The organism is Hydrogenophaga sp. 2FB, from assembly GCF_005503365.1.
In the GTDB taxonomy this organism is placed as follows: domain Bacteria; phylum Pseudomonadota; class Gammaproteobacteria; order Burkholderiales; family Burkholderiaceae_C; genus Hydrogenophaga.
Map to the genome: position 1 here is coordinate 114,247 of NZ_SCML01000008.1, position 21,674 is coordinate 135,920.

Annotated in this window: 19 protein-coding genes; 15 read left to right on the forward strand and 4 right to left on the reverse strand. The window is 67.1% G+C overall.

Going from position 1 to position 21,674, the window contains the following annotated elements:
- Window positions 1–3 precede the first annotated feature (3 nt).
- The gene (locus tag FFS09_RS07225; protein ID WP_137918186.1) at window positions 4–1,365 is read right to left on the reverse strand and encodes an aspartate aminotransferase family protein; all 1,362 of its coding nucleotides are present in this window, start codon (window positions 1,363–1,365) and stop codon (window positions 4–6) included.
- Between the two features lie 77 nt (window positions 1,366–1,442).
- On the opposite strand from FFS09_RS07225, the gene FFS09_RS07230 reads away from it, so the two are divergent.
- Window positions 1,443–2,675: a YbfB/YjiJ family MFS transporter gene (locus tag FFS09_RS07230; protein ID WP_137918187.1), complete on the forward strand. Its 1,233-nt coding sequence runs from the start codon at window positions 1,443–1,445 to the stop codon at window positions 2,673–2,675.
- Between the two features lie 3 nt (window positions 2,676–2,678).
- Here FFS09_RS07230 and gstA read toward each other — a convergent pair whose 3' ends face one another.
- Complete coding sequence (gene gstA / locus FFS09_RS07235; RefSeq protein WP_137918188.1) at window positions 2,679–3,284, reverse strand: glutathione transferase GstA; 606 nt, start codon at window positions 3,282–3,284, stop codon at window positions 2,679–2,681.
- Between the two features lie 200 nt (window positions 3,285–3,484).
- Here gstA and speB point away from each other — a divergent pair, with 200 nt between their 5' ends.
- On the forward strand, window positions 3,485–4,408 hold the full coding sequence (speB, locus tag FFS09_RS07240) for an agmatinase (protein WP_137918189.1): 924 nt from the start codon (window positions 3,485–3,487) through the stop codon (window positions 4,406–4,408).
- Window position 4,409: 1 nt separating this feature from the next.
- Window positions 4,410–5,711, forward strand: coding sequence for an NAD(P)/FAD-dependent oxidoreductase (locus FFS09_RS07245; protein WP_137918190.1), 1,302 nt, complete (start codon window positions 4,410–4,412; stop codon window positions 5,709–5,711).
- A 271-nt stretch (window positions 5,712–5,982) separates the two neighbouring features.
- Here FFS09_RS07245 and pdxR read toward each other — a convergent pair whose 3' ends face one another.
- A complete protein-coding gene (gene pdxR, locus FFS09_RS07250; protein ID WP_137918191.1) occupies window positions 5,983–7,458 on the reverse strand; it encodes a MocR-like pyridoxine biosynthesis transcription factor PdxR in 1,476 nt (491 codons plus the stop codon).
- Between the two features lie 113 nt (window positions 7,459–7,571).
- On the opposite strand from pdxR, the gene FFS09_RS07255 reads away from it, so the two are divergent.
- The 12 genes from FFS09_RS07255 (at window position 7,572) to FFS09_RS07310 (ending at window position 21,401) form a co-directional block, all read left to right on the forward strand.
- Window positions 7,572–8,384, forward strand: a complete 813-nt coding sequence (locus tag FFS09_RS07255; protein WP_137918192.1) for a gamma-glutamyl-gamma-aminobutyrate hydrolase family protein — start codon at window positions 7,572–7,574, stop codon at window positions 8,382–8,384.
- Between the two features lie 49 nt (window positions 8,385–8,433).
- Complete coding sequence (locus FFS09_RS07260; protein ID WP_137918193.1) at window positions 8,434–9,801, forward strand: glutamine synthetase family protein; 1,368 nt, start codon at window positions 8,434–8,436, stop codon at window positions 9,799–9,801.
- 23 nt (window positions 9,802–9,824) lie between these two features.
- Complete coding sequence (locus FFS09_RS07265) at window positions 9,825–11,264, forward strand: aspartate aminotransferase family protein (protein ID WP_137918194.1); 1,440 nt, start codon at window positions 9,825–9,827, stop codon at window positions 11,262–11,264.
- A 163-nt stretch (window positions 11,265–11,427) separates the two neighbouring features.
- On the forward strand, window positions 11,428–12,600 hold the full coding sequence (locus FFS09_RS07270) for an extracellular solute-binding protein (RefSeq protein ID WP_137918195.1): 1,173 nt from the start codon (window positions 11,428–11,430) through the stop codon (window positions 12,598–12,600).
- Between the two features lie 90 nt (window positions 12,601–12,690).
- Window positions 12,691–13,785 carry an ABC transporter ATP-binding protein gene (locus FFS09_RS07275; RefSeq protein WP_137918196.1) on the forward strand — a complete coding sequence of 365 codons (1,095 nt, stop codon included), beginning with the start codon at window positions 12,691–12,693 and terminating at the stop codon, window positions 13,783–13,785.
- A gap of 132 nt (window positions 13,786–13,917) precedes the next feature.
- Window positions 13,918–14,826 (forward strand): ABC transporter permease, encoded by a 909-nt coding sequence (locus FFS09_RS07280; protein ID WP_137918197.1) that lies wholly within the window; start codon window positions 13,918–13,920, stop codon window positions 14,824–14,826.
- Between the two features lie 12 nt (window positions 14,827–14,838).
- Window positions 14,839–15,675 carry an ABC transporter permease gene (locus FFS09_RS07285; RefSeq protein WP_137918198.1) on the forward strand — a complete coding sequence of 279 codons (837 nt, stop codon included), beginning with the start codon at window positions 14,839–14,841 and terminating at the stop codon, window positions 15,673–15,675.
- Between the two features lie 155 nt (window positions 15,676–15,830).
- Window positions 15,831–17,300 (forward strand): aldehyde dehydrogenase, encoded by a 1,470-nt coding sequence (locus tag FFS09_RS07290; RefSeq protein ID WP_137918199.1) that lies wholly within the window; start codon window positions 15,831–15,833, stop codon window positions 17,298–17,300.
- A 41-nt stretch (window positions 17,301–17,341) separates the two neighbouring features.
- On the forward strand, window positions 17,342–18,649 hold the full coding sequence (gene gabT / locus FFS09_RS07295) for a 4-aminobutyrate--2-oxoglutarate transaminase (RefSeq protein ID WP_137918200.1): 1,308 nt from the start codon (window positions 17,342–17,344) through the stop codon (window positions 18,647–18,649).
- Window positions 18,646–19,986 carry a type III glutamate--ammonia ligase gene (locus FFS09_RS07300; protein ID WP_171019902.1) on the forward strand — a complete coding sequence of 447 codons (1,341 nt, stop codon included), beginning with the start codon at window positions 18,646–18,648 and terminating at the stop codon, window positions 19,984–19,986. Before gabT ends, FFS09_RS07300 begins: the two co-directional genes overlap by 4 nt.
- 89 nt (window positions 19,987–20,075) lie before the next feature.
- Window positions 20,076–20,822 carry a BUD32 family EKC/KEOPS complex subunit gene (locus FFS09_RS07305; RefSeq protein WP_137918202.1) on the forward strand — a complete coding sequence of 249 codons (747 nt, stop codon included), beginning with the start codon at window positions 20,076–20,078 and terminating at the stop codon, window positions 20,820–20,822.
- A 36-nt stretch (window positions 20,823–20,858) separates the two neighbouring features.
- Window positions 20,859–21,401 carry a DUF4256 domain-containing protein gene (locus FFS09_RS07310; protein WP_137918203.1) on the forward strand — a complete coding sequence of 181 codons (543 nt, stop codon included), beginning with the start codon at window positions 20,859–20,861 and terminating at the stop codon, window positions 21,399–21,401.
- Window positions 21,402–21,405: 4 nt separating this feature from the next.
- On the opposite strand, the gene FFS09_RS07315 is transcribed toward FFS09_RS07310, so the two are convergent.
- Window positions 21,406–21,674 (reverse strand): YkgJ family cysteine cluster protein (locus FFS09_RS07315; protein ID WP_252374271.1); only part of this gene is annotated, 269 nt, incomplete at its 5' end.

Here is a 21,674-nt window from a genome sequence, read left to right on the forward strand (position 1 = left end):
GGTTCAGGCCAGCACCGCCAACAGCTCGTCGAACACCCGCAGCAAACGGTCCACATCGTGGCGCTGCGTGGCGGGCGAGACCAGCAGCATGCAGTGGAAGGGTGTGAGCAACACCCCTCGGTTGAGCATGAAGAGGTGGGTGAACGCTTCGAGTTCACTGTGCGCATGCTCGCGCACATCCTGTGCATCGCGCGGTGTGTGCGGCATGAACTGCAGCTCCATGCGCGCGCCCAAGCGCGTCACGGTCCAGGGCATTCGGGCGCGGGCGATGCGCTGCTTCAGCCCATGTTCGAGCTGCTCCGCCAGCGCCAGCATGTGGGTGTAGTTCGCGGCGGTGTGCAGGTGCTCGAGTGACGCGTCCAGCGCCGCGAGCGTGAGCGCATTGCCCGAGAGGGTGGTGCCGATGCCGCTGTGGCCTTCGGGTGCGCGTTCCTTCGCCGCCACCATGCGCCGCGCGACCTCGTGCGTGAAGCCATAGACCGCGCACGGCAATCCCCCGGCGACCGCCTTGCCCACTACCAGAAGATCCGGTTCGATCGCGTGTGCCCGCGCGTAGCCCCCGAGCGCGGTGGAGATGGTGTGGGTTTCGTCGCACACGAACAGCGTGCCGTGCTGGCGACACACAGCGCGCGCGGCTTCCCAGAAGCCGGGCGCGGGCGGCACGAGGCCGAAGTTCGTGAGCGCGGGTTCGGCCAGCAGGCAGGCCACATCGCCGTGTGCCAATGCGGCTTCGAGCGCGGGCAGGTCGTTGAAGGGCACGACGCGCGTGAAGTCGGCGTGGTTGTGCACGTTGCCCAGCACCGAGCGGCGCGGCAGGGTGCGGCCGGTGGTGGGGTCGAGGTCCACCAGCGTGTCGTCCACCGCGCCGTGGTAGCAGCCGTCGAACACCAGCAACCGTGGCCGTTGGGTGATGGCGCGTGCCCAGCGCAGCACGAAGCGGTTGGCGTCGCTCGCGGTCAGCGCCATCTGCCACACGGGCAGGCCAAACACGCGCTGCAGGCCTTCACCCACGGCGACCGCGCGGGTGGGGGGCAACATGCAGGTGAGGCCTTGCGCGGCTTGTTGCGCGATCGCCTGTGCCAGCGCGGTGGGGCTGTGGCCGAACATGGCGCCGGTGTCGCCGAGGCAGAAATCGGCATGGGGCAGGCCATCGGCGCAGGTCAGCGTGATGCCTTGCGCGGACTGAACGAACAAGGTCGCGGGGCTGGGCCAGTCGCGCATCCAGTGCAGGGGAACACCGAACAGGTAGTGCGCCTGCGCCGCGCGGGCCAGGGCCATGGACCGGGGGTGGGCGGCAATGAAGCGTTCACGTTCGGCCCGTTGCAATGTGGCGATGTGTTCGGAAGACAGGTGCTGTGTCGGCATGCCGCCAGCTTACGGGGAATGGACAGTTCGTTGCGCATCGAAGCAACATGCCTTGCACAAGGCCTACCATGACCCGCATGAACTCGAACAGACTCACCTCACCCGCGGCGCAGCCCACCGACGCCGCCGTGGACACCACGCCCTATGTGCGGCTGGCGATGGCGCTCTCGCTCGGCGCGGCCGTGTCGCTGGGCATCACGCGCTTCGCGTATGGCCTGTTGTTGCCACCGATGCGCGAGGACCTGGGCTGGAGCTACACGCTGGCCGGTGCGATGAACACCTTCAACGCGCTGGGCTACCTGGTGGGCGCGCTGATGACGCCGTGGCTGATGCGGCGCTTTTCGCCCACCGGCTTGCTGCTCGCAGGTTCCTTGCTGGCTTCGCTGTTCATGGGACTGAGCGGGTTTTTCACAGCGGCCGTGCCCTTGCTGGCGCAGCGTCTGCTGGCGGGTGTGGCGAGTGCGCTGGTGTTCATCGCGGGTGGCCTGCTGGCCGCGCGGCTGGGTGCGCGCCAGCCCCGGCGCAGTGGTTTTCTGCTGGGCCTGTATTACGGTGGCACGGGCCTGGGCATCGTGGTGTCCGCCCTGGGGGTGCCGCCGGTGCTGGCCGCGGCCTCGGCGCAAGCACACGCCTGGGCCTGGGCGTGGTGGGCATTGGCGCTGGTCTGTCTGCTCGCGACCGCGCTCATGGCGTGGCCCGCGCGCGTGCTGGCTCGGCATGAGGCGCCCCTGGCGGGCACCCAGGCCGGTGGCGGCCGCGTGTTTCGCGTGCGCGACTTCGGCTTTGCGCTGGCGGGTTACACCGGCTTTGGCGTGGGCTACATCGGTTACATGACGTTCGTGATCGCGTTGCTGCGCGAGCAAGGCAGCTCGGCGGGCGCCATCACGGCGTTCTATGCGTTGCTGGGTGTGGCGGTGGTCGCGTCGTCGCGCATCTGGGCGGGCTTGCTGGACCGGCACCGCGATGGTCAGGCCCTGGCGCGGCTCAATGCCCTGCTGGGCGTGGCGGCCATCGTGCCCGCGCTGACGGCGAGCGCGCCGCTGCTGCTGGCTTCGGGCTTGTTGTTTGGCGCGGTGTTTCTGTCGGTGGTGGCTTCGACGACCGCACTGGTGCGGCACAACCTGCCACCCGCGCAATGGGCCGCAGGCATCAGCGCGTTCACGATCGTGTTCGCGGCCGGTCAGATCGTGGGGCCCACGGTGGTGGGCTTCATCGCCGATGGCCCCGGCGGGCTGGCGCGGGGCCTGGTGTTTTCAGCGGTCGCGCTGTGGGTGGGCGCGGCGCTGGCGATGCGCCAGCGCGCGCTTTAGCCCTTAGATCAAGCCTTCGGCTTTCATGGCGGCTTGCACCGCGGGACGCGCACCCACGCGGGTGCGGTAGGCACCGAGGTTCTCGAGGCCGCTGATGTCCACGCCCACGCGCGGTGCCCAGTTGGTCACGGTGAAGAGGTAGCCGTCGGCCACGCTGAAGGTGTCGCCCATGAGGTACTGCTTGCCCGCGAGCTGGCTGTCGACCCACTTCAGGCGTTGGCCGAGCTTGTCCTTGGCGGCGGTTTTCACCTCATCCGGGTTGGCCGGGTTGAACAGCGGCGAGAAGCCCTTGTGCACCTCGGTGCCGATGAAGGTCAGCCATTCCTGCAGGCGGTAGCGCGGCAGCGTGCCATTGGCCGGGGCCAGGTTCTTCTGTGGCACCTGGTCGGCGATGTACTGCACGATGGCCGGGCCTTCGCGCAGGCGCTCACCGTTGTCGAGCTCCAGCAGCGGCACGTAGCCCAGCGGGTTGATGGTGTAGTAGTCGGTGCCGTCGGGCAGCTGGTGCGTCTTGGTCGGCGCGGGGATGGCTTCGAATTTCAGGCCGGATTCGTGCAGGGCGATGTGCGGGGAGAGCGAGCAGGCGCCGGGGGAGTAGTAAAGCTTCATGGAGTTGTCGTCCTCGGTAAGGTGCCACCGGATGGGGCATCTGGGGCGGATGCTACCGAGGACAGGCGTGCCTTGCAGAGGGCGGGGGTATACGGGGTCCCTCGAGGGTGGACGCGGGCGCTCCGGGTCAATTGGACTCATGCGCCCCACCGGGCGGCGGTATCTTCGTGCACCCCTGCCCACCACCGAGGACGTTTCGAATGGCCCTGGGTCAATTTGCCTTTGCCAGCAACACCAACCGCTTTCTCGCCTGCGAGCCCCTGGATGGGCAGCCCTTCGCGATCGCCGGTGTGCCCTACGACGGCGTGGTGACCAACCGGCCCGGCGCGCGCTTTGGCCCGCAGGCGATCCGCGCGGCCAGCCTGATGCTGTGCGACGCGACCCATCCGGTGTTCGACGTGTCGCCGTTACCCCACCTGGGCGACGCGCTCGACATGCGCCTGCCCAACGCCTCGCCACTGCCCGAGGTGCGGCGCCACATCGAAGCGCAGGCCATGGCGTTGATGGCGAAGCACCATTGCGTATTCCTCGGCGGCGACCATTCCATCACGCTGTCGTTGCTGCGCGCCGCCAAGGCACGGCATGGTGGCGAACCGCTGGCCCTGGTGCACTTCGACGCGCACTGCGACACCTGGAGCGACCACTTCGGCGAGCCCTCGGGCCACGGCACCTGGACATACGAAGCCTTGCAGGAAGGCCTGGTGAGTCCCGCGCACACGGTGCAGATCGGCATTCGCTCCAGCGGCGAGCGCGCCGCGCGCGCGTACGTGGCCGACCAGGGCGGGCAGATCTTCACCGCGCGTGCGCTGCGCGGGCTCGATGGCGCGGGACTCAAGCCCGCCATCGACGCGATCCGCGCGCGCATCGGTCAGCGGCCGTGTTACCTCACGCTCGACATCGATTGCCTGGACCCGGCCTTCGCGCCGGGCACCGGCACGCCCGAGCCGGGCGGCATGACCAGCTCGCAGGTGTTGACCTTCCTGGAAGAGCTCGCGGACCTGAACTGGATCGGCATGGACTGTGTGGAGGTGGCCCCGGCCTACGACCACGCCGAACTCACGACCCACGCGGCCGCCACCTTCGTGTGGACCTACCTCAGTGGCCAGGTGGCCAAGGGCGTCTGACATGTCGCTCATCCGCTCCGACACCCAGCTCAACCAGAAGAGCTACTACGAGGTCAGCGTGCAGCGGCCCGATGCGCTGGCACCGCTGGAAGACACGCTGGACGCCGACGTGGTGGTGGTCGGCGCGGGTTTCTCGGGATTGAGCGCCGCGCTCGAACTCGCGCAGCGCGGCCTGTCGGTGGTGGTGCTGGAGGCCGATCGCATCGGCAGTGGCGCGAGCGGGCGCAACGGCGGCCAGGCCATCGTGGGCTATGCCAGTGGCATGGGACCGTTCGAGCAGCAACTCGGCGCGGCCGATGCGCAGCGCGCATGGGACATGTCGATCGACGCCATCGACCTGATCGACGCGCGCATCGCGGCCCACGGCATCGAATGCGACCGCGTCAAGGGCTATGTGTACGTGGCCGACTCGCCGCGCAAGGCCTTTGCCCTGCACGAGGAAATGGAAGGCCTGAAGCGGCGCGGCATCGCGGTGGACTGGGCCGAGGGGGCCGACCTGCCGCGCCTGATCAACAGCCCGCGCTACGTGGCCGCGGGGCGCGAGCAATGCTCGGGCCACCTGCACCCGCTGAAGTACGCGCTGGGCCTGGCGCGCGCCGCGCAGGCCGCGGGTGTGCGCATCTTCGAACACACGCCGGTGACGGCGCTGCAACGCGGCGCCACGCTGGTGGCCAGCACCCCGAAGGGCCAGGTGAGGGCGCGTTTTGGCGTGCTCGCGGGCAACTGCATGCTGCCCGAGTACGGCCCGCGCGTGGCGCCGGAGGTGGCGCCGCGCATCATGCCCGTGGGCACCTACATCGTGGGCACCGCGCCGCTCGATCCCGAGCTGTGCGCACGCCTGATACCGCGCAACGCGGCGGTGTGCGACAACAACTTCGTGCTCGACTATTTCCGCTTCAGCGCCGATGCGCGGCTGCTGTTCGGGGGTCGCGTGAGCTACACCACCCGCACACCCACCCGGCTCGAAGACCTGATGCGCCGGCGCATGGGCCTGGTGTTTCCGCAACTGGGCAACGTGCCCATCGAGTACGTGTGGGGCGGCTTCGTGGACATCAGCATGAACCGCGCGCCCGACTTCGGCCGCCTGGGCGACAACCTGTACTACCTGCAAGGCTTCAGTGGCCACGGCGTGGCACTCACCGGCCTGGCGGGCAAGCTGGTGGCCGAGGCCGTGGCAGGGCAGGCGGAGCGCTTCGACGTGTACGCCCGTCTCAAGCACCGGCGCTTTCCCGGTGGCGCCTTGCTGCGCACGCCGAGCCTGGCGCTGGGCATGTTGTGGCATCGGTTGCGCGACGTGCTCTGATCTTTCGGGGCAGGGACGCACACCAGAAGACGGAACACCGAAGCGGACTTGTCCCGAGAGAAGTTGTTCCTCTCTATCTTCTTAATGGCTTGTTTAAAGATAGTAGTAGTAGTAGTAAAGCACGCCGTTCGGTGTGGACAAGCACCGTTTTTCCTTTGAAATCAAGCCGTTGGCGGATTCAGAAGCCTGTGTGAAGGGGCCTGTCGGGATGGAACCCGAATGGGGACAAAAGCGCGAGACAGCGGCAGCCTGTGGATAAGTGGTTTGTTGTTCAAAAGTTATTCACAGCCTTGGCGAGCAGGGGCCCGCAGCGCTCAATCTCTGCCATGGGCGCATAGCCGTAACCGATGACCAAACCTCGCAAATCGCTGCGCTGCAGACAGTAAGCAGAGAGAGGCCGCACGGTGAGGCCGAGTTGTCCGATGCGTTGTGCCAGCGCGCGGTCGTCCACCCCGCCGGGCAAACGCAGGCACAGGTGCAGGCCCTGTTCCGCGCCGCTGATGCTCGGGCCTTCGGGCGCATCGCGCAGCACTGGTTTGAGCGCTTCCAGCAGGCACTTGCGGCGCTCGCCGTAGTTCTGCCGCGCGCGGCGCAGCGCGCTGGCGAAATGGCCCATTTCGATGAACTCGGCCAGCGCGGCCTGCACCGGCATCTGGCCCGGGCGGTTGAGGTCGTAGTGGGCCTGCTTGAAGGCGGCCACCAGCGGCTTGGGCACCACCAGGTAGCCGATCTTCAGGCCGGGGTAGAGCACCTTGGAGAAGGTGCCCATGTAGAACACGCGGCCGTCGGCGTCCAGGCCTTCCAGGCTGGAGAGGGGCGGGCCGCTGAAGCGGTATTCGCTGTCGTAGTCGTCTTCGAGCACCCAGGCGTCGTGCGCGCGCGCCGTGGCCAGCAGCTCGTGGCGGCGCGGCAGCGACATGACCGAACCCGTGGGGTACTGGTGCGAGGGGGTGACGTAGATCAGCCGGGGTGTCTGCGTGTTGTCCGCCGTGCTGGGGTTGATACCTTGTTCGTCCACCGCCACCGGGTGGATGGCCAGGCCGGTGGCCATGAAGGCCTTCACCGCGCCCCAGTAGGCCGGGTCTTCCACCCACACGGTGTCGCCGTGGTCGGCCAGCAGGCGCGCGCAGAGTTCGATGGACTGCTGCGTGCCGCTGGTGATGACCACCTGATCGGCGTCGAGCTGCACGCTGCGGAACACGCGCAGGTAGTCGGCCACGGCGCGGCGCAGGGGCGCGTAGCCGCCCGAGTCGTTGTAGTCGAGCATGTCCGGGTAGGTCATGCGCCAGTGCTTGTTCTGCAGGCGCTGCCAGAGCGTGAGCGGGAAGGCGCTGAAGTCCGCGATGCCGGGGGTGAAGGGCTGCACCTCCAGCTCGGTGGCGCAGAAAGTGCCCGCGAGCGCCCGGCCGCGCGTGGACAGGCGCCGGGCCTGCGCGGTCGTGGTCTGCGGGTTGCGCGCGGAGCGACCGGGCGTGGCGCGGGGCACGTTGTCGTTCACGTAGGTGCCGCTGCCCACGCGGCTGCCGAGGTAGCCTTCCACGCTGAGCTGGTTGATCGCGGCCACCACCGTGTTGCGCGAAAGGCGCAAATCCTGCGCGAGGTCGCGGCTGGAGGGCAAGCGCTCACCTGCGCCGAGCTTGCCGTCCAGCATGGCGCGGCGCAGCGCTTCGTAGAGCTGGCGGTGCAGCGGCAGCGCGTCTTGCGAGCCCAGGCGGTTCATTTCGGCCAGGAGGAATTCGGACAGCATGTGGTTTCGTCTTCCGGTGTGGTGCCGCGAAGTGGCACCATGGGGTGGGCCCAACTGGCCCCCATTCTGATCCAATTGGCCCGCCACAATGAATGCCATTGTTTGGAGTCCTCATGAACAAGCCGCCGTGCATGGTCTGGCTGCCTGCCGACCACCGACTGATGGGCGACCACGGGCACCAGATGCCTTTTTTGCTGCTGGGTGACAAATACGCCCGCGCGGTCAAGGTTGGGTCCCAGGCCCAACCGGTCATGTTTCCCCTGGCCGACACGGGCCAGATCAGCGAGTTGCTGGCGCTGGTGGACGGTGTGATGCTGACCGGCTCGCCGTCCAACGTGCACCCGTCCCACTTCAACGAAGACGTGGCCGACCCCAGCCTGCCGCTCGATGCCGACCGCGACCTTCTCACGCTGGCGCTGGTGAAGGCCTGCGTGCACGAGGGCATTCCGCTGCTGGGCATCTGCCGGGGGTTCCAGGAGATCAACGTCGCACTCGGCGGCACGCTGCACCAGCGCGTGCACGAGGTACCGGGGATGATGGACCACCGCGAGCCCAAGGCCGCGCCGCCCGAAGAGCAGTACGCGCCGAGCCACAGCATCCGCTTCGCGCCGGGCAGCGTGTTCCAGGAGTGGGCTGGCGGCAACGCCGAAACACAGGTGAATTCGCTGCACGGCCAGGGCATCAACCGCCTGGCCGCGGGCCTGGAGCCGCTGGCGCACGCGCCCGACGGCCTGGTGGAAGCCTTTGCCGTGCGCGGCGCGCGCACCTTTGCCTACGCGGTGCAGTTCCACCCCGAGTGGCGTTGCTGGGAAACGCCGTTCTACGCCGCCATCTTCGACGCCTTTGGCCGCGCCTGCCGCCAGCGCATGAACCTGCGCCTGCAGGCCGCCGATCTGGCGCGCAGCGGCGCGAGCGCCAGCGCCTGAACCGGTTTCTCTGCCCAGAACGAACGACAACACACCGAGGAGATGGCACATGACAGCCCCCCAAAAGATGACCTTCAACGATCTGGAGAACTGGCTCAACGAGCACCGCGTGACCGAGGTCGAGTGCCTGGTGCCCGACCTGACCGGTGTCGCGCGCGGCAAGATCCTGCCGCGTGAGAAGTTCACCGAAGACCGGGGCATGCGCCTGCCGCAGGGCATCGTGGCAATGGGGGTGACGGGGGAGTTTCCGGCCAGCGGGCCGTACTACGACGTGATCGAACCGACCGACCGCGACATGCAGCTGCGCCCGGACCCGGCCACGGTGCGCATCGTGCCCTGGGCCACCGACCCGACCGCGCAGGTGATCCACGACTGCTTCGACCACCACGGCAAGCTGGTGCCGTTCGCGCCGCGCAGTGTGCTGCGCCACGTGTGCGAGCTGTTCGACGCCGAGGGCCTGGAGCCGGTGGTCGCACCCGAGCTGGAGTTCTACCTCACCGCGCGCAACACCGACCCGAACACGCTGCTCAAACCCCCGATCGGGCGCAGCGGGCGCGCCGAAACTTCGCGCCAGGCCTATTCGATCGACGCGGTGAACGAGTTCGACCCGCTGTTCGAAGAGATCTACGACTACTGCGACAAGATGCACCTCAACGTGGACACGCTGATCCACGAAGTGGGCGCGGGGCAGATGGAGATCAACTTCTTCCACGCCCACCCGCTGGGACTGGCCGACGAGGTGTTCTTCTTCAAGCGCACGGTGCGCGAGTCTGCCTTGCGGCACGACATGTACGCCACCTTCATGGCCAAGCCGATCGCGGGCGAACCCGGCTCGGCGATGCACGTGCACCAGAGCATGCTGAGCAAGGCCACGGGCAAGAACATTTTCAGCAACGACGACGGCACGCCGTCCGAATCGTTCTACCACTACATCGGCGGCCTGCAGCGCTACATTCCGGCGGCCATGGCGCTGGTGGCGCCGTACGTGAACAGCTACCGCCGGCTCTCGCGCCACACCGCCGCACCGATCAACATCGAATGGGGCCACGACAACCGCACCGTCGGCATCCGCTCGCCGATTTCCTCGCCCGAAGCGCGCCGCGTGGAAAACCGCGTGATCGGCGCGGATGCCAACCCCTATGTGGCGATGGCGATGACGCTGGCCTGCGGCTACCTGGGTCTGAAGAACAAGATCAAACCCAAGCCGGAGATGCGTGGCGACGCGTACCTGTCACCTTACTCGCTGCCGCGCAGTCTGGGTGAGGCGCTGGACTGGCTGCGCCGCGAGACCGACCTGCACGACGTGCTGGGCAAGGAGTTCATCACCATCTACACCGAGATCAAGGAACTGGAGTTCGACGAGTTCATGAAGGTGATCTCACCCTGGGAGCGCGAGCACCTGCTGCTGCATGTCTGATTGAAAGCTGAAAGCGATTTCGCATGAAACCCTCCACCCTCATCGCCCCGCCCGCGCTGGTTCGCCGCGCCGAGCAGCACGACACGAAAGCCATCCAGGCACTCGACAGCGCGCACTTCATCCACCCGTTCACCGACCATGGTGACCTGGCCACGAAGGGCTCGCGCGTGATCACACGCGCCGACAACATCTACATCTGGGATTCCGAGGGCCACAAGATCCTCGACGCCATGAGCGGCCTGTGGTGCGTCAACGCGGGCTATGGCCGCAAGGAGCTGGCCGACGCGGCGTACCAGCAGATGATGACGCTGCCGTTCTACAACAGCTTCTTCCAGACCACCAACGTGCCGGCGGTGCAGCTGGCCGCGAAGCTGGCGCAACTCGCGCCCGAGGTGGGGGGAAGAAAGTTCGAACACGTGTTCTTCTCCAGCAGCGGTTCGGAGAGCAACGACACCAACGTGCGCATGGTGCGCCGCTACTGGGACCTGATGGGCCAGCCGCAGCGCAAGGTGATCATCAGCCGCCACAACGCGTACCACGGCAGCACCATGGCCGGCGCCTCGCTCGGCGGCATGAGCGGCATGCACGCGCAGGGCGACCTGCCAATCCCCGACATCGTGCACATCGGGCAGCCGCACCACGCCGAGAACGCGCAGCCGGGCGAGAGTCCGGCCAATTTCGGCCTGCGCGCCGCGCGCTGGCTGGAGGAAAAAATCCTCTCGATCGGCGCCGACAAGATCGCCGCCTTCATCGCCGAGCCGGTGCAGGGCGCCGGTGGCGTGATCATTCCGCCCGCGACCTACTGGCCCGAGATCCAGCGCATCGTGGACAAGCACGGCATCCTGCTGATCTCCGACGAGGTGATCTGCGCCTTCGGCCGCCTGGGCCACTGGTTCGCCTACGAGAAGTTCGGCTACCGGCCCGACCTGATCACCTTCGCCAAAGGCGTGACCAGCGGCTACGTGCCGCTGGGCGGCGTGATGGTGGGCGACCGCGTGGCCAAGGTGCTGATCGACAAGGGCGGCGAGTTCAACCACGGCTACACCTACAGCGGCCACCCGGTGGCCTGCGCGGTGGCGCTGGCCAACATCGAGTTGATCGAGCGCGAGGGCCTGGTCGAGCGGGTGAAGGACGACACCGGCCCCTACCTCGCCGAACGGTTTGCCGAACTCGGGCAACACCCGCTGGTGGGCGTGGCCGAAACCTGCGGCTTCGTCGCCGGGCTCATGCTGGTGAAGAACAAGGCCACCCTGGCGCCCTTCGACGAGAGCGTGGACGTGGGCATGCGCTGCCGCGCGCACTGCTTCGCCAACGGCTTGATCATGCGCGCCGTGGGCGACCGCATGATCATCGCGCCGCCTCTGGTGATGACCCGCGAGCAGATCGACGAGATGGTGGTACTGATCAAGCGCTGCCTCGACCTCACCGAAACCGAGTTGCGTCTGGTTGGGCAATGGGCCTGAGAAACCCGCGCCAACGGCCCTAGAATGTTTTCCGGAAGTTACACGCGGCATTTCCGAATGCCGGCAACCCGTCTTGGGCTTGGATATTGCTTGCAGCGTCAGGCGTCTTCAGGCCCACCCGCATGAGTCTTTCGGTCAACAAACCCTTGGAGTGAGCAACACCATGAAAAAGCACGTTCTGGTTCTCGCGATGTCGGCAGCCCTGCTGCTGGCCGCTTGTGGAAAGAAAGAGGAGCCGGTGGCCGCTCCTGCCGCACCGGCCCCGGTCGCCGCGGCCCCTGCCGCCCCCGCCGGCCCGGTGCTGGACGATGAAAAGGTCCTGAACGTCTACAACTGGCCCGACTACATCACCGAGACCCTGATCGCCGACTTCGAGAAGGAGTACGGCGTCAAGGTGAACTACGACACCTTCGAGAACAACGAAGCGCTGCACGCCAAGCTGGTGGCCGGCAACTCGGGCTACGACATCGTGATCCCCACCGCCGGCTTCGCCAAGAAGCAGATCGATGGCGGCCTCTACCAGCCGATCGACAAGAGCAAGCTGAAGAACTACGCCAATCTGGACGGCGACTTCATGGCCAAGATCGCCGGCGTGGACCCGGAGAACAAGCACCTCGTGCCCTGGGCCTGGGGCTTCACCACCGTGGGCATCAACAAGCAGAAGGTCGAGAAGGCGCTGGGTGGCATGCCGATGCCCGAGAACGCCTGGGACCTGGTGTTCAAGCCCGAGTACTCGAGCAAGCTGCGCTCCTGCGGCATCGCCTACCTGGATTCGCCCAGCGAAATCCTGCCGGTGGCGCTGCACTACGTCGGCAAGCCGGCCTACAGCGAGAACAAGGAAGACTTCAAGCTCGCCGGTGACATGCTGAAGAAGGTGCGCAAGGACGTGCGCCTGTTCTCCAGCACCATGATCGACGACATCGCTGGCGGCAAGGCCTGCGCCTTCATCGGCTGGTCGGGCGACATCAACATCGCTGCTGGCCGCGTGAAGGAAACCGGCGGCAAGGACGAGATCGTGCCGCTGCTGCCCACCGGCGGTGGCCTGGTGTTCATCGACACCATGGCGATTCCGAAGGACGCCAAGCACGTGAACAACGCGCACGTCTTCATGGACTTCTACCTGCGCGCCGCCAACGCCGCGGCCATGGCCAACGAGCTGAACTACCCCACCGGCAACAAGGCCGCACTCGCCGACATCAAGGACGAGATCAAGAGCAACAAGACCACCTTCCTCAGCCCGGAAGACACGGCGCGCCTGATCCCTACCGGCGGCTTCTCCAACGACGTCTCCAGCGTGGTCAACGAAACCTACAACGCCTTCAAACGCGGCAAATAAACCGACCCGCACGGGCTCAAGGGCTGTTCATCCTGCGCGGTTGAACAGCCCTTTTTTCTTGGATCCAACCCGGAAGAAACGGACGTCAACATGGCAGACACAGCAGGCTTTCTGGTGACCGAAAAACTGGTCAAGCGCTTCGACGAGGCGGTGGCGGTGGACGAGGTGTCGCTGTCCATCGGCAAGGGCGAGATCTTCGCGCTGCTGGGCAGTTCGGGCTGCGGCAAGTCCACGCTGCTGCGCATGCTCGCGGGCTTCGAGAAGCCGACCTCGGGGCGCATTCTGCTGGGTGGCCAGGACGTGGCCGCCATGCCGCCCTACGACCGGCCGGTCAACATGATGTTCCAGTCCTATGCGTTGTTCCCGCACCTGAACATCTGGGAAAACGTCGCCTTTGGCCTCAAGCGCGAGGGCCTGCCCAAGGCCGAGATCCAGCAGCGCACCGACGAGATGCTGGGCCTGGTGCAGCTCACGCCGTACGCCAAACGCAAGCCGCACCAACTCTCGGGCGGGCAACAGCAGCGCGTGGCGCTGGCGCGCAGCCTGGCCAAACGGCCCAAGCTGCTGCTGCTCGACGAACCGCTGGGCGCGCTGGACAAGAAGCTGCGCGAGCAGACGCAGTTCGAGCTGGTCAACATCATTGAAAAAGTGGGCGTGACGGTGGTGATGGTCACGCACGACCAGGAAGAGGCCATGACCATGGCCAGCCGCATCGCGATCATGAGCAAGGGCCGCGTGCTGCAGGTGGGCAGTCCGGAAGAGATCTACGAGCACCCGACCAACCGCTTCGTGGCCGACTTCATCGGCAACGTCAACCTGTTCGAAGGCAAGCTCAGTGTGGACGAGGCCGACCGCTGTGCTGCCACCACCGCCATCGGCGAGATCCACGTGGGCCATGGCGTGAGCGGCACGCTCAACATGCCGGTGGCCATCGCCGTGAGGCCCGAGAAGATGGAGATCAGCAAGCGGCCCCCCGAGGGCGCGGGCCCCAACGTGTTCACGGGCAAGGTGAAGGAGATCGCGTACTTCGGCTCCTACAACACCTACATCGTGAAGGCGAGCGACGGCAGCAAGGTGAAGATCACCGAGTCCAACACCTCGCGCCACGACCTGTCGGACATCACCTGGGAAGACGATGTCTACTTCTGGTGGAGCGACAGCGCCGGCATCGTTCTCAGGGATTGAAAGAGTGACCCCCCTGCGCCGCTTCGCGGCTTCCCCCCTGGAAGGGGGGACGGCGCGAGAGGCCCGGCAAAGCCGGTTCCTCCGCACCCCTGGACAGCGTGTTTGGTAAGCCTACTTTTGCAGGAACCTCGTATGGCCTCTGTACCTATTCCCGGCAAACGCTTCGTGATCGGCGTGCCCTATGTGTGGCTGCTGCTCTTCTTCTTCCTGCCCTTCCTGATCCTGCTGTACATCAGCTTCGTCGACATGGGCGGCGACATCAGCCCGTTCAAACCGATCTGGGACCCGGTGAGCGGCATCCTCCACCTGAAGTACGAGAACTACCTGGCGATCTTCCGCACCGCCGAGGGAGAGCCGCTGTTTCGCACGCTCTACATCGATGCATACCTGCGATCGATCTGGTACGCGCTGTGCACCGCCATCCTGTGCCTGGTGATCGGCTACCCGTTCGCCTACTTCATCGCGCGCTCACCCGCGAGCGCCCGCCCCGCGCTCCTGCTGATGGTGATGCTGCCGTTCTGGACCTCGTTCCTGCTGCGCGTGTACGCCTGGAAGGGCATCCTGGCCGACCAGGGCGTGCTCAACCGGCTGCTGATATCGATCGGCCTGACCAGCGAGCCGATCCCCATGCTGTACACCAACGTGTCGATGCTGATCGGCATGACCTATGTGTACCTGCCGTTCATGGTCCTGCCGCTGTACGCCAACCTGGTGAAGATGGACTTCCGCCTGCTCGAAGCCGCGTACGACCTGGGCACCTCGCCGTTCAAGGCGTTCTGGCTGATCACGGTGCCGCTGTCCAAGGCCGGCATCATCGCCGGCTTCATGCTGGTGTTCATTCCCTGCGTCGGCGAGTTCGTGATTCCCTCGCTGCTGGGGGGACCGGAGAACCTGATGATCGGGCGTGTGGTGTGGGACGAGATGTTCACCGCCAACGACTGGCCACGCGCCACGGCGCTGGCGGTGGTGATGATCGCGTTGATCGTGATCCCGCTCGCGCTGTACTACCACTACAGCGCCGACCCGGCTGAAAAACGCTGAAGGAGCAGGACCATGAAACAAGTTCTCGAAAGACACTTCGGCAAGTTCTGGCTCGTGCTGGTCTACGCCTTCCTGTACCTGCCGCTGGTGTTCATGATCGTGTTCTCGTTCAACAGCACGCGGCAGGACGCGCGCTTCACCGGCTTCTCGCTGCGCTGGTACGAGGCGCTCACGCGCGACACCAAGATCGTCGAAGGCTTCTGGCTTTCGCTGAAGGTCGCGGCCATCACGGGCTTGCTCTCGGCCGTGCTGGCCACCTTCGCGGCCTTCGTGCTGGTGCGCTACCGGCGCTTCCTGGGCCGCACCATCTTCAGCGGCATGGTCAATGCGCCGCTGGTGATGCCCGAGGTGATCATCGGCCTGTCGCTGCTGCTGCTGGCGGTGGGCGCGCAGAACTTCTTTGGCTGGCCGCAGCGCGGCATGCTCACCATCATCCTGGGCCACACGCTGCTGGGCATGGCCTACGGGGTGGTGGTGGTGCAGTCGCGCCTGTCCGACATGGACCGCGCGATCGAGGACGCCGCCATGGACCTGGGCGCCAAGCCGCACCAGGTGTTCTTCCTGATCACGCTGCCCAACATCTTCCAGGCCCTGCTCGCGGCCTTCCTGCTGGCGTTCACGCTCTCGTTCGACGACGTGGTGATTTCCGAATTCCTCTCCGGCCCGGGCGTGAGCACCTTGCCGCAGGTGATCTTCGGTTACGCGCGGCGCGGCATCAACCCGACGATCTACGCGGCAGCCACGCTGCTGATCGTGACGGTGACGGTGGTGATCGTGAGCTACGCGGTGTGGGTGGCGCGCTCGACGCGCAAACGCGAGCGCGAGATCGCGGCGGCGTTGCGCAGCTGAGTGGATTGATGGGGTTCCATGGCCACCTTCGGGTGGCCTTCTTTTTTGGCGACCGATGGATCGCTTCGGCGCGGGGAAAGTGGCTATGCGGTTTGCCCCGTTTCGGGCGTAGCATGGGGCCACTTCGCGCCCAGCGACAACCCGGAACCGACCCCATGACCGACCTCACTTTCGACGGCCGTGCGTTCATCAATGGCGAGCGCATCGCCGCACGCGACGGCCAGACCTTTGATTGCATCTCTCCCGTCGACGGCCGCCTGCTCACGGCCGTGGCGCGCTGCGGCGAGGCGGACATCGACGCCGCCGTGGCCGCGGCGCGCGCCGCGTTCGAAGACCGCCGCTGGAGCGGTATGGCGCCGGCGCAGCGCAAGCGCGTGATGATCAAGTTCGCCGAGCAGCTCATCGCGCACGCCGACGAACTGGCGCTCACCGAGACGCTGGACATGGGCAAGCCCGTGAAGTACGCGCGTTCGGTCGACGTGAACAGCGCGGCCAACTGCATCCGCTGGTACGGCGAGGCGGTGGACAAGGTGTACGACGAGATCGCGCCCACACCGAGTACCGCGCTGGCCTTGATCACGCGCGAACCGGTGGGGGTGGTCGGCGTGATCGTGCCGTGGAACTACCCGATGATCATGGCGGCCTGGAAGATTGCGCCGGCATTGGCTGCCGGCAATTCGGTGGTGCTGAAGCCGAGCGAGAAGAGCCCGTTGACCGCGCTGCGCCTGGCCGAGCTGGCGCTGGCGGCCGGCATTCCCCCTGGCGTGTTCAACGTGGTGCCGGGTTACGGCGCCGAGGCCGGCAGCCCGCTCGCGCTGCACATGGACGTGGACTGCATCGCCTTCACGGGTAGCACGCGCGTGGGCAAGCAGATCCACGTGATGGCGGGGCAGAGCAACCTGAAGCGCGCATGGACCGAGCTGGGCGGCAAGTCGCCCAACATCGTGTTCGCCGATTGCCCGAACCTGGACAAGGCGGTGGAGGCGGCGGTGGGCAGCATCTTCTTCAACCAGGGCGAGAGTTGCAACGCGCCTTCGCGCCTGTTCGTCGAGGCGTCCATCAAGGAGGCGTTTCTGGAGAAGGCCTTGAAGCTGGTGCCGCAGTACCAGCCGGGCAACCCCCTGGAGAAGAGCACGGTGATGGGCGCGATCGTCGACCGCACCCAGCTCGACACGGTGTTGCGCTACATCGAGAGTGGCAGACAGGAGGGCGCGAAGCTGCTGGCCGGTGGCGCGGTGGTCGAGCCGGTGAAGGGTGGCCTGTATGTGCAGCCGACGGTGTTCGATGGTGTGACGAACCAGATGACGATCGCGCGCGAAGAGATCTTTGGCCCGGTGTTGTCGGTGCTGTCGTTCACCGATGCGGCCGACGTGGTGAAGCAGGCCAACAGCAACATCTATGGCTTGCAGGCGGCGGTGTGGACGCGCGACATCAACAAGGCGCATGGCGTGGCGCGGGCCTTGCGCGCGGGCACCGTGCACGTGAACTCTTACGATGAGGACGACATCACGGTGCCGTTTGGCGGGTTCAAGCAAAGTGGCGTGGGGCGGGACAAGTCGCTGCACGCGTTTGACAAATACACCGAGACCAAGACCACGTGGATACGGATTGACAGTCCGGTGTGACCCCCCTGCGCCGCTGTGCGCACCTTTGAAGGAGATCTTTCATGAACGCACCGCACAAATCCGAGCAGCTGAACGCGCCGCACACCAACGCCAGCTGGCACGCGCGCCGCCTGGCCGCCACACCGCGCGGTGTGGGGGTGTTTGGCGACTTCTTCATCGAGCGCGCGAAGAACGCCGAACTCTGGGACATCGAGGGCCGTCGCTTCATCGACTTCGCGGGTGGCATCGCGGTACTCAACACCGGCCACGTGCACCCAAAGGTACAAGCGGCGATCGCGGCGCAGTTGCAGCGTTTCACGCACAGCTGCTACCAGGTGGTGCCGTACACCGAGTACGTGGCCTTGGCCGAGCGCATCAACGCGCTGGTGCCGATCGAGGGACCGGTGAAGACCGCGTTCTTCTCGACCGGCGCGGAAGCGATCGAGAACGCGATGAAGATCGCGCGCTCGACCACGGGGCGCACCGGCGTGGTCGCTTTCGGTGGTGCGTTCCATGGCCGCAGCATGTTCGCGGTTGCGCTCACCGGCAAGGTGCAGCCGTACAAGGCGGGCTTCGGCCCGTTCCCACCCGAGATCTACCACGTGCCGTTCCCGGCCGAAGGCACTTCGCTCGACGAGACGAAACATGCGATGGAGCAGCTCTTCAAGTGCGACATCGAACCCTCGCGCGTGGCGGCCATCGTGTTCGAGCCGGTGCAGGGCGAGGGCGGCTTCAACGTCATCCAGAAGGAAGCCGTGCAATGGCTGCGCGCGCTGTGCGACCAGCACGGCATCCTGCTCGTGGCCGACGAGGTGCAGACCGGCTTCGCGCGCACCGGAAAAATGTTCGCCATGGAGCACTTCGGCGTGCGCCCGGACTTGATGACCCTGGCCAAGAGCCTGGCCGGCGGCACCACGTTGTCGGCCGTGTGCGGCAGGGCGGCCGTCATGGACGGCCCCGCGCCGGGCGGCCTGGGCGGCACCTACGCGGGCAACCCGCTGGCGATTGCCGCGGCGCATGCGGTGCTCGACGTGATGGCCGAAGAACAACTGCCCGCGCGCGCGCAGAAGCTCGGTGACCAGCTCATCGCCCACCTCCAGGCCCAGCGCGCCACCCACAAGCGCATGGGTGCGGTGCGCGGCCTCGGCGCCATGGTGGCCTGCGAGTTCGTCGACCCCGCCACCGGCGTGCCCGATGCCGAGACCACGAAGCAGGTGCAGTTGGCCGCGCTGAAGCGTGGCCTGCTGCTGCTGACCTGCGGTGTGTACGGCAACGTGATCCGCTTCCTGTTCCCGCTGACCATCGAAGACAGTGTGTTCGCCGAGGGCCTGGCCGCGTTCGATGCGGCATTGGCCGAGGTGCTCGCTTGAGCGCGGCGCCCCACGACGAGCGCATCGCGGCCCTGCGGGCCCAGGGCATCCACTCGGTGCTGGCCACCTTCACCGACATCCTCGGTGCGCCCAAGGGGAAGCTGGTGCCGCTGGAGCGCCTGTCCCACGCGGTGGACGTCGGCGCGGGTTTCTCCGGGCCGAGCATCGCGGGCACCGGCCTGCCGCGCATGGGCGCACGCAGTGAGTACATGGGCCGCGTGCGGCCCGAGAGCCTGCAGCCGCTGCCTTTCATGCCGGGCGTGGCGCACGCGGTGTGCGACGGCTTTGCCGGCGGCGAGCCGCTGGACACCTGCCCGCGACAGGTGCTTCAGCGCCAGGTGGCCAGGCTCAAAAAGGAGCGCGGCTGGACGCTGTGGGTCGGCATCGAGCCCGAGTTCTTTCTGCTGCGCCGCGACGCGCAAGGCGTTTGGCGCGTGGCCGATGGCGACGACCGACACGCCAAGCCCTCATACGACCTCCAGGCCATGGGCCGCAACTTCGGATTTCTGGATGGCATGCGCGAGACGCTGGTGTCGCTCGGCTTCGAGCTGGAGCAGATCGACCACGAGGACGCAACGGGGCAGTACGAGATCAACTACCGGCACGACCACGCGCTGGCCGCGGCCGACCGGTACCAGCTCTTCAAGCTCGCCGCGCACGCCGTGGCGCAGCAGCACGGCATGGTGTTTTCCACCATGCCCAAGCCGCTGGCGCACGCGCCGGGCAGCGGCCTGCATTTCCACCTGAGCCTGACCGATGCGCACGGCCGCGCGGTGATGGCGGACGCGGCGGGCGCGCTGGGCCTGAGCGAAACCGGCCACCGTTTCGTCGCGGGTTTGCTGCACCACGCCGACGCGCTGGCCGCGCTCTGCGCACCCACGGTGAACAGCTACAAGCGCCTGGCCGCGAGCCGCAGCGCCTCGGGCACCACCTGGTCGCCGGTGTGGAAATCGGTGGGTGACAACAACCGCACCTGCCTCGTGCGCAGCGTGGCCGGGCGCATCGAGTGGCGCTTGCCCGATCCGTCGTGCAACGTGTACGCGGCGATTGCCGCGACGCTGGCCGCGGGCCTGTCGGGCATCGAACAGGCCTTGCCGGCGGTGACGCCGTGCAGCGATGACCTGTACGAACGCCATGCGCGGGGCGGTGCCGTGCCCGCGCGCCTGCCGCGCGATCTGTTGGCCGCGCTGGACGCGTTGTCGCAAGACGCGGTCTTGCGCGAGGCTGTGGGCCCGGCATTCTGTGGGCAGTTTCTGCAGCTCAAGCACGGCGAATGGGCGGCGTGGAGCCAGCAGGTGAGCGACTGGGAACTGCAGCGGTACGCCGACGCGCCTTGATGTTGCGGTGTTGGCGCGCGTGCGCCCATCCCGGCCGTCCCCCAGCGGGCAAGGCGCGAATCCGCCCGACTTGGCGATAATTCCGCTCCTTGAGCACCTCCGTCCCACCACCGCTGTCTACCAAGACCTGGACCAAGTCCGCCGACCGGCCGCTGCGCAGCTGGTCGCACGCCTTGGGCATCTGGATCTTTGCGCACGTCCTTGGTGTGCCCGTGCCGTGGCGCGCGGTGCGCCAGACCGACGCGCGGGCCTTGCTGGCCTTTGAACACGAACGCCTGCAGGCCTTGGCCGCGGCGGGCGAGCACGTTCCCCCGGTGCTGGCCTTCGACGGCTTCTCGCTCACCACGGGCGACATCGGCGAGACGGTGGACCACCAGCTGCACCGCATGCCCGAGGGCGAGCGCCTGCCGCTCATGTGCGCGGCCAGCGCCGACCTCGCGGCCTTCCACGCGCGCGGCCAGTGGCACGGTGGCGCGCAGCTGCGCAACACCACCTGGGACGGCCAGCGTTTCGCGCGGCTGGACTTCGAGGAACAGCTGCGACCCGGCATGGCGCTGAGCACGGTGCAGGTCTACGATGTGCTGCAGATGCTGTTTTCGCTCGCGCGTTTCCTGCAGCCGCTGGGGCCCGGCGCGGTGCTGGCGGTGCTGAAGGCCTATGACGCGGCGGGGCCGGGCGGTCCGGCCTTGCGCGGGTTTATCGCGCATCTCTTGCCGCGCCTGCAGCGCGTCTCACGCGTGGCGGCCTGGTCGAAGCGGCTGGACCGTTCGCGCGAGGTGATGCGCCTGCGCACCGTGCTCGACGGCATGGCCGCTTTTGTCGCACCCGCATCCTGAACACCATCCTGACCATCCTGAACGCAAGGGGACACCATGAAGGCAAAGGAACGTGACGAGCTGCTGCAGGCACTGAAGACCCGCTTCGAGAAACACATGCCGCGGCACAAGGGCATCGCCTGGGCCGACGTGCAGGCGCGGCTTGACGCCAAGCCCGCGGCGTTGGCGTCGTTGCAGGCGATGGAGGCCTCGGGCGGTGAACCCGATGTCATCGCGCGGGACAAGTCGGGAGCGCTCACCTTCTGCGACTGCGTACCAGAGAGCCCAGCCGGCCGCCGCAGCACCTGCTACGACAAGGCCGCGCGCGATGCGCGCAAGGAGCACAAGCCGCAAAGCAGCGCGCAGGAAATGGCCGACGAGATGGGCATCGCGCTGCTGACCGAAGAGCAGTACCGCGCGTTGCAGACCCTGGGCGAATTCGACCGGAAGACGTCAAGCTGGGTCGCCACGCCGCCCGAGATGCGCAAGCTGGGCGGCGCGCTGTTCTGCGACCGGCGCTACGGCCAGGTCTTCACATACCACAACGGCGTGGAGTCGTACTACGCCGCGCGGGGGTTCCGCGGGACGCTGCAGGTCTGAACCTTCAAGGTGAGGCGGGGGCGGTCTGCTGCTCCAGCCGCGTCAGCCAGACCATGGCGTGCTCGCGGTCCTCGCCACACATCTCGGGCCCGGGCGCAAGCGATCCGCAGACGGCGGGGCGCTCGGGCTGGCCAAACAGGCCGCAACGCAGGCTGCCATCCAGGTGTGGGCAGGGCACGCCGGCCGGCTTGCCGTGGGGCAGGCCGGGCATGGGGCTGCTGATCGACGGCGCGGTGCAGCAGGCGGCGCAGCCGGGGCGGCAGGCCATGGAGG

Coding starts and splice junctions, on each gene's coding strand:
- FFS09_RS07225 (WP_137918186.1), bottom strand. CDS start 1,365: ATGCCGACACAGCACCTGTCTTCCGAACACATCGCCACATTGCAACGG.
- FFS09_RS07230 (WP_137918187.1), top strand. CDS start 1,443: ATGAACTCGAACAGACTCACCTCACCCGCGGCGCAGCCCACCGACGCC.
- gstA (WP_137918188.1), bottom strand. CDS start 3,284: ATGAAGCTTTACTACTCCCCCGGCGCCTGCTCGCTCTCCCCGCACATC.
- speB (WP_137918189.1), top strand. CDS start 3,485: ATGGCCCTGGGTCAATTTGCCTTTGCCAGCAACACCAACCGCTTTCTC.
- FFS09_RS07245 (WP_137918190.1), top strand. CDS start 4,410: ATGTCGCTCATCCGCTCCGACACCCAGCTCAACCAGAAGAGCTACTAC.
- pdxR (WP_137918191.1), bottom strand. CDS start 7,458: ATGCTGTCCGAATTCCTCCTGGCCGAAATGAACCGCCTGGGCTCGCAA.
- FFS09_RS07255 (WP_137918192.1), top strand. CDS start 7,572: ATGAACAAGCCGCCGTGCATGGTCTGGCTGCCTGCCGACCACCGACTG.
- FFS09_RS07260 (WP_137918193.1), top strand. CDS start 8,434: ATGACAGCCCCCCAAAAGATGACCTTCAACGATCTGGAGAACTGGCTC.
- FFS09_RS07265 (WP_137918194.1), top strand. CDS start 9,825: ATGAAACCCTCCACCCTCATCGCCCCGCCCGCGCTGGTTCGCCGCGCC.
- FFS09_RS07270 (WP_137918195.1), top strand. CDS start 11,428: ATGAAAAAGCACGTTCTGGTTCTCGCGATGTCGGCAGCCCTGCTGCTG.
- FFS09_RS07275 (WP_137918196.1), top strand. CDS start 12,691: ATGGCAGACACAGCAGGCTTTCTGGTGACCGAAAAACTGGTCAAGCGC.
- FFS09_RS07280 (WP_137918197.1), top strand. CDS start 13,918: ATGGCCTCTGTACCTATTCCCGGCAAACGCTTCGTGATCGGCGTGCCC.
- FFS09_RS07285 (WP_137918198.1), top strand. CDS start 14,839: ATGAAACAAGTTCTCGAAAGACACTTCGGCAAGTTCTGGCTCGTGCTG.
- FFS09_RS07290 (WP_137918199.1), top strand. CDS start 15,831: ATGACCGACCTCACTTTCGACGGCCGTGCGTTCATCAATGGCGAGCGC.
- gabT (WP_137918200.1), top strand. CDS start 17,342: ATGAACGCACCGCACAAATCCGAGCAGCTGAACGCGCCGCACACCAAC.
- FFS09_RS07310 (WP_137918203.1), top strand. CDS start 20,859: ATGAAGGCAAAGGAACGTGACGAGCTGCTGCAGGCACTGAAGACCCGC.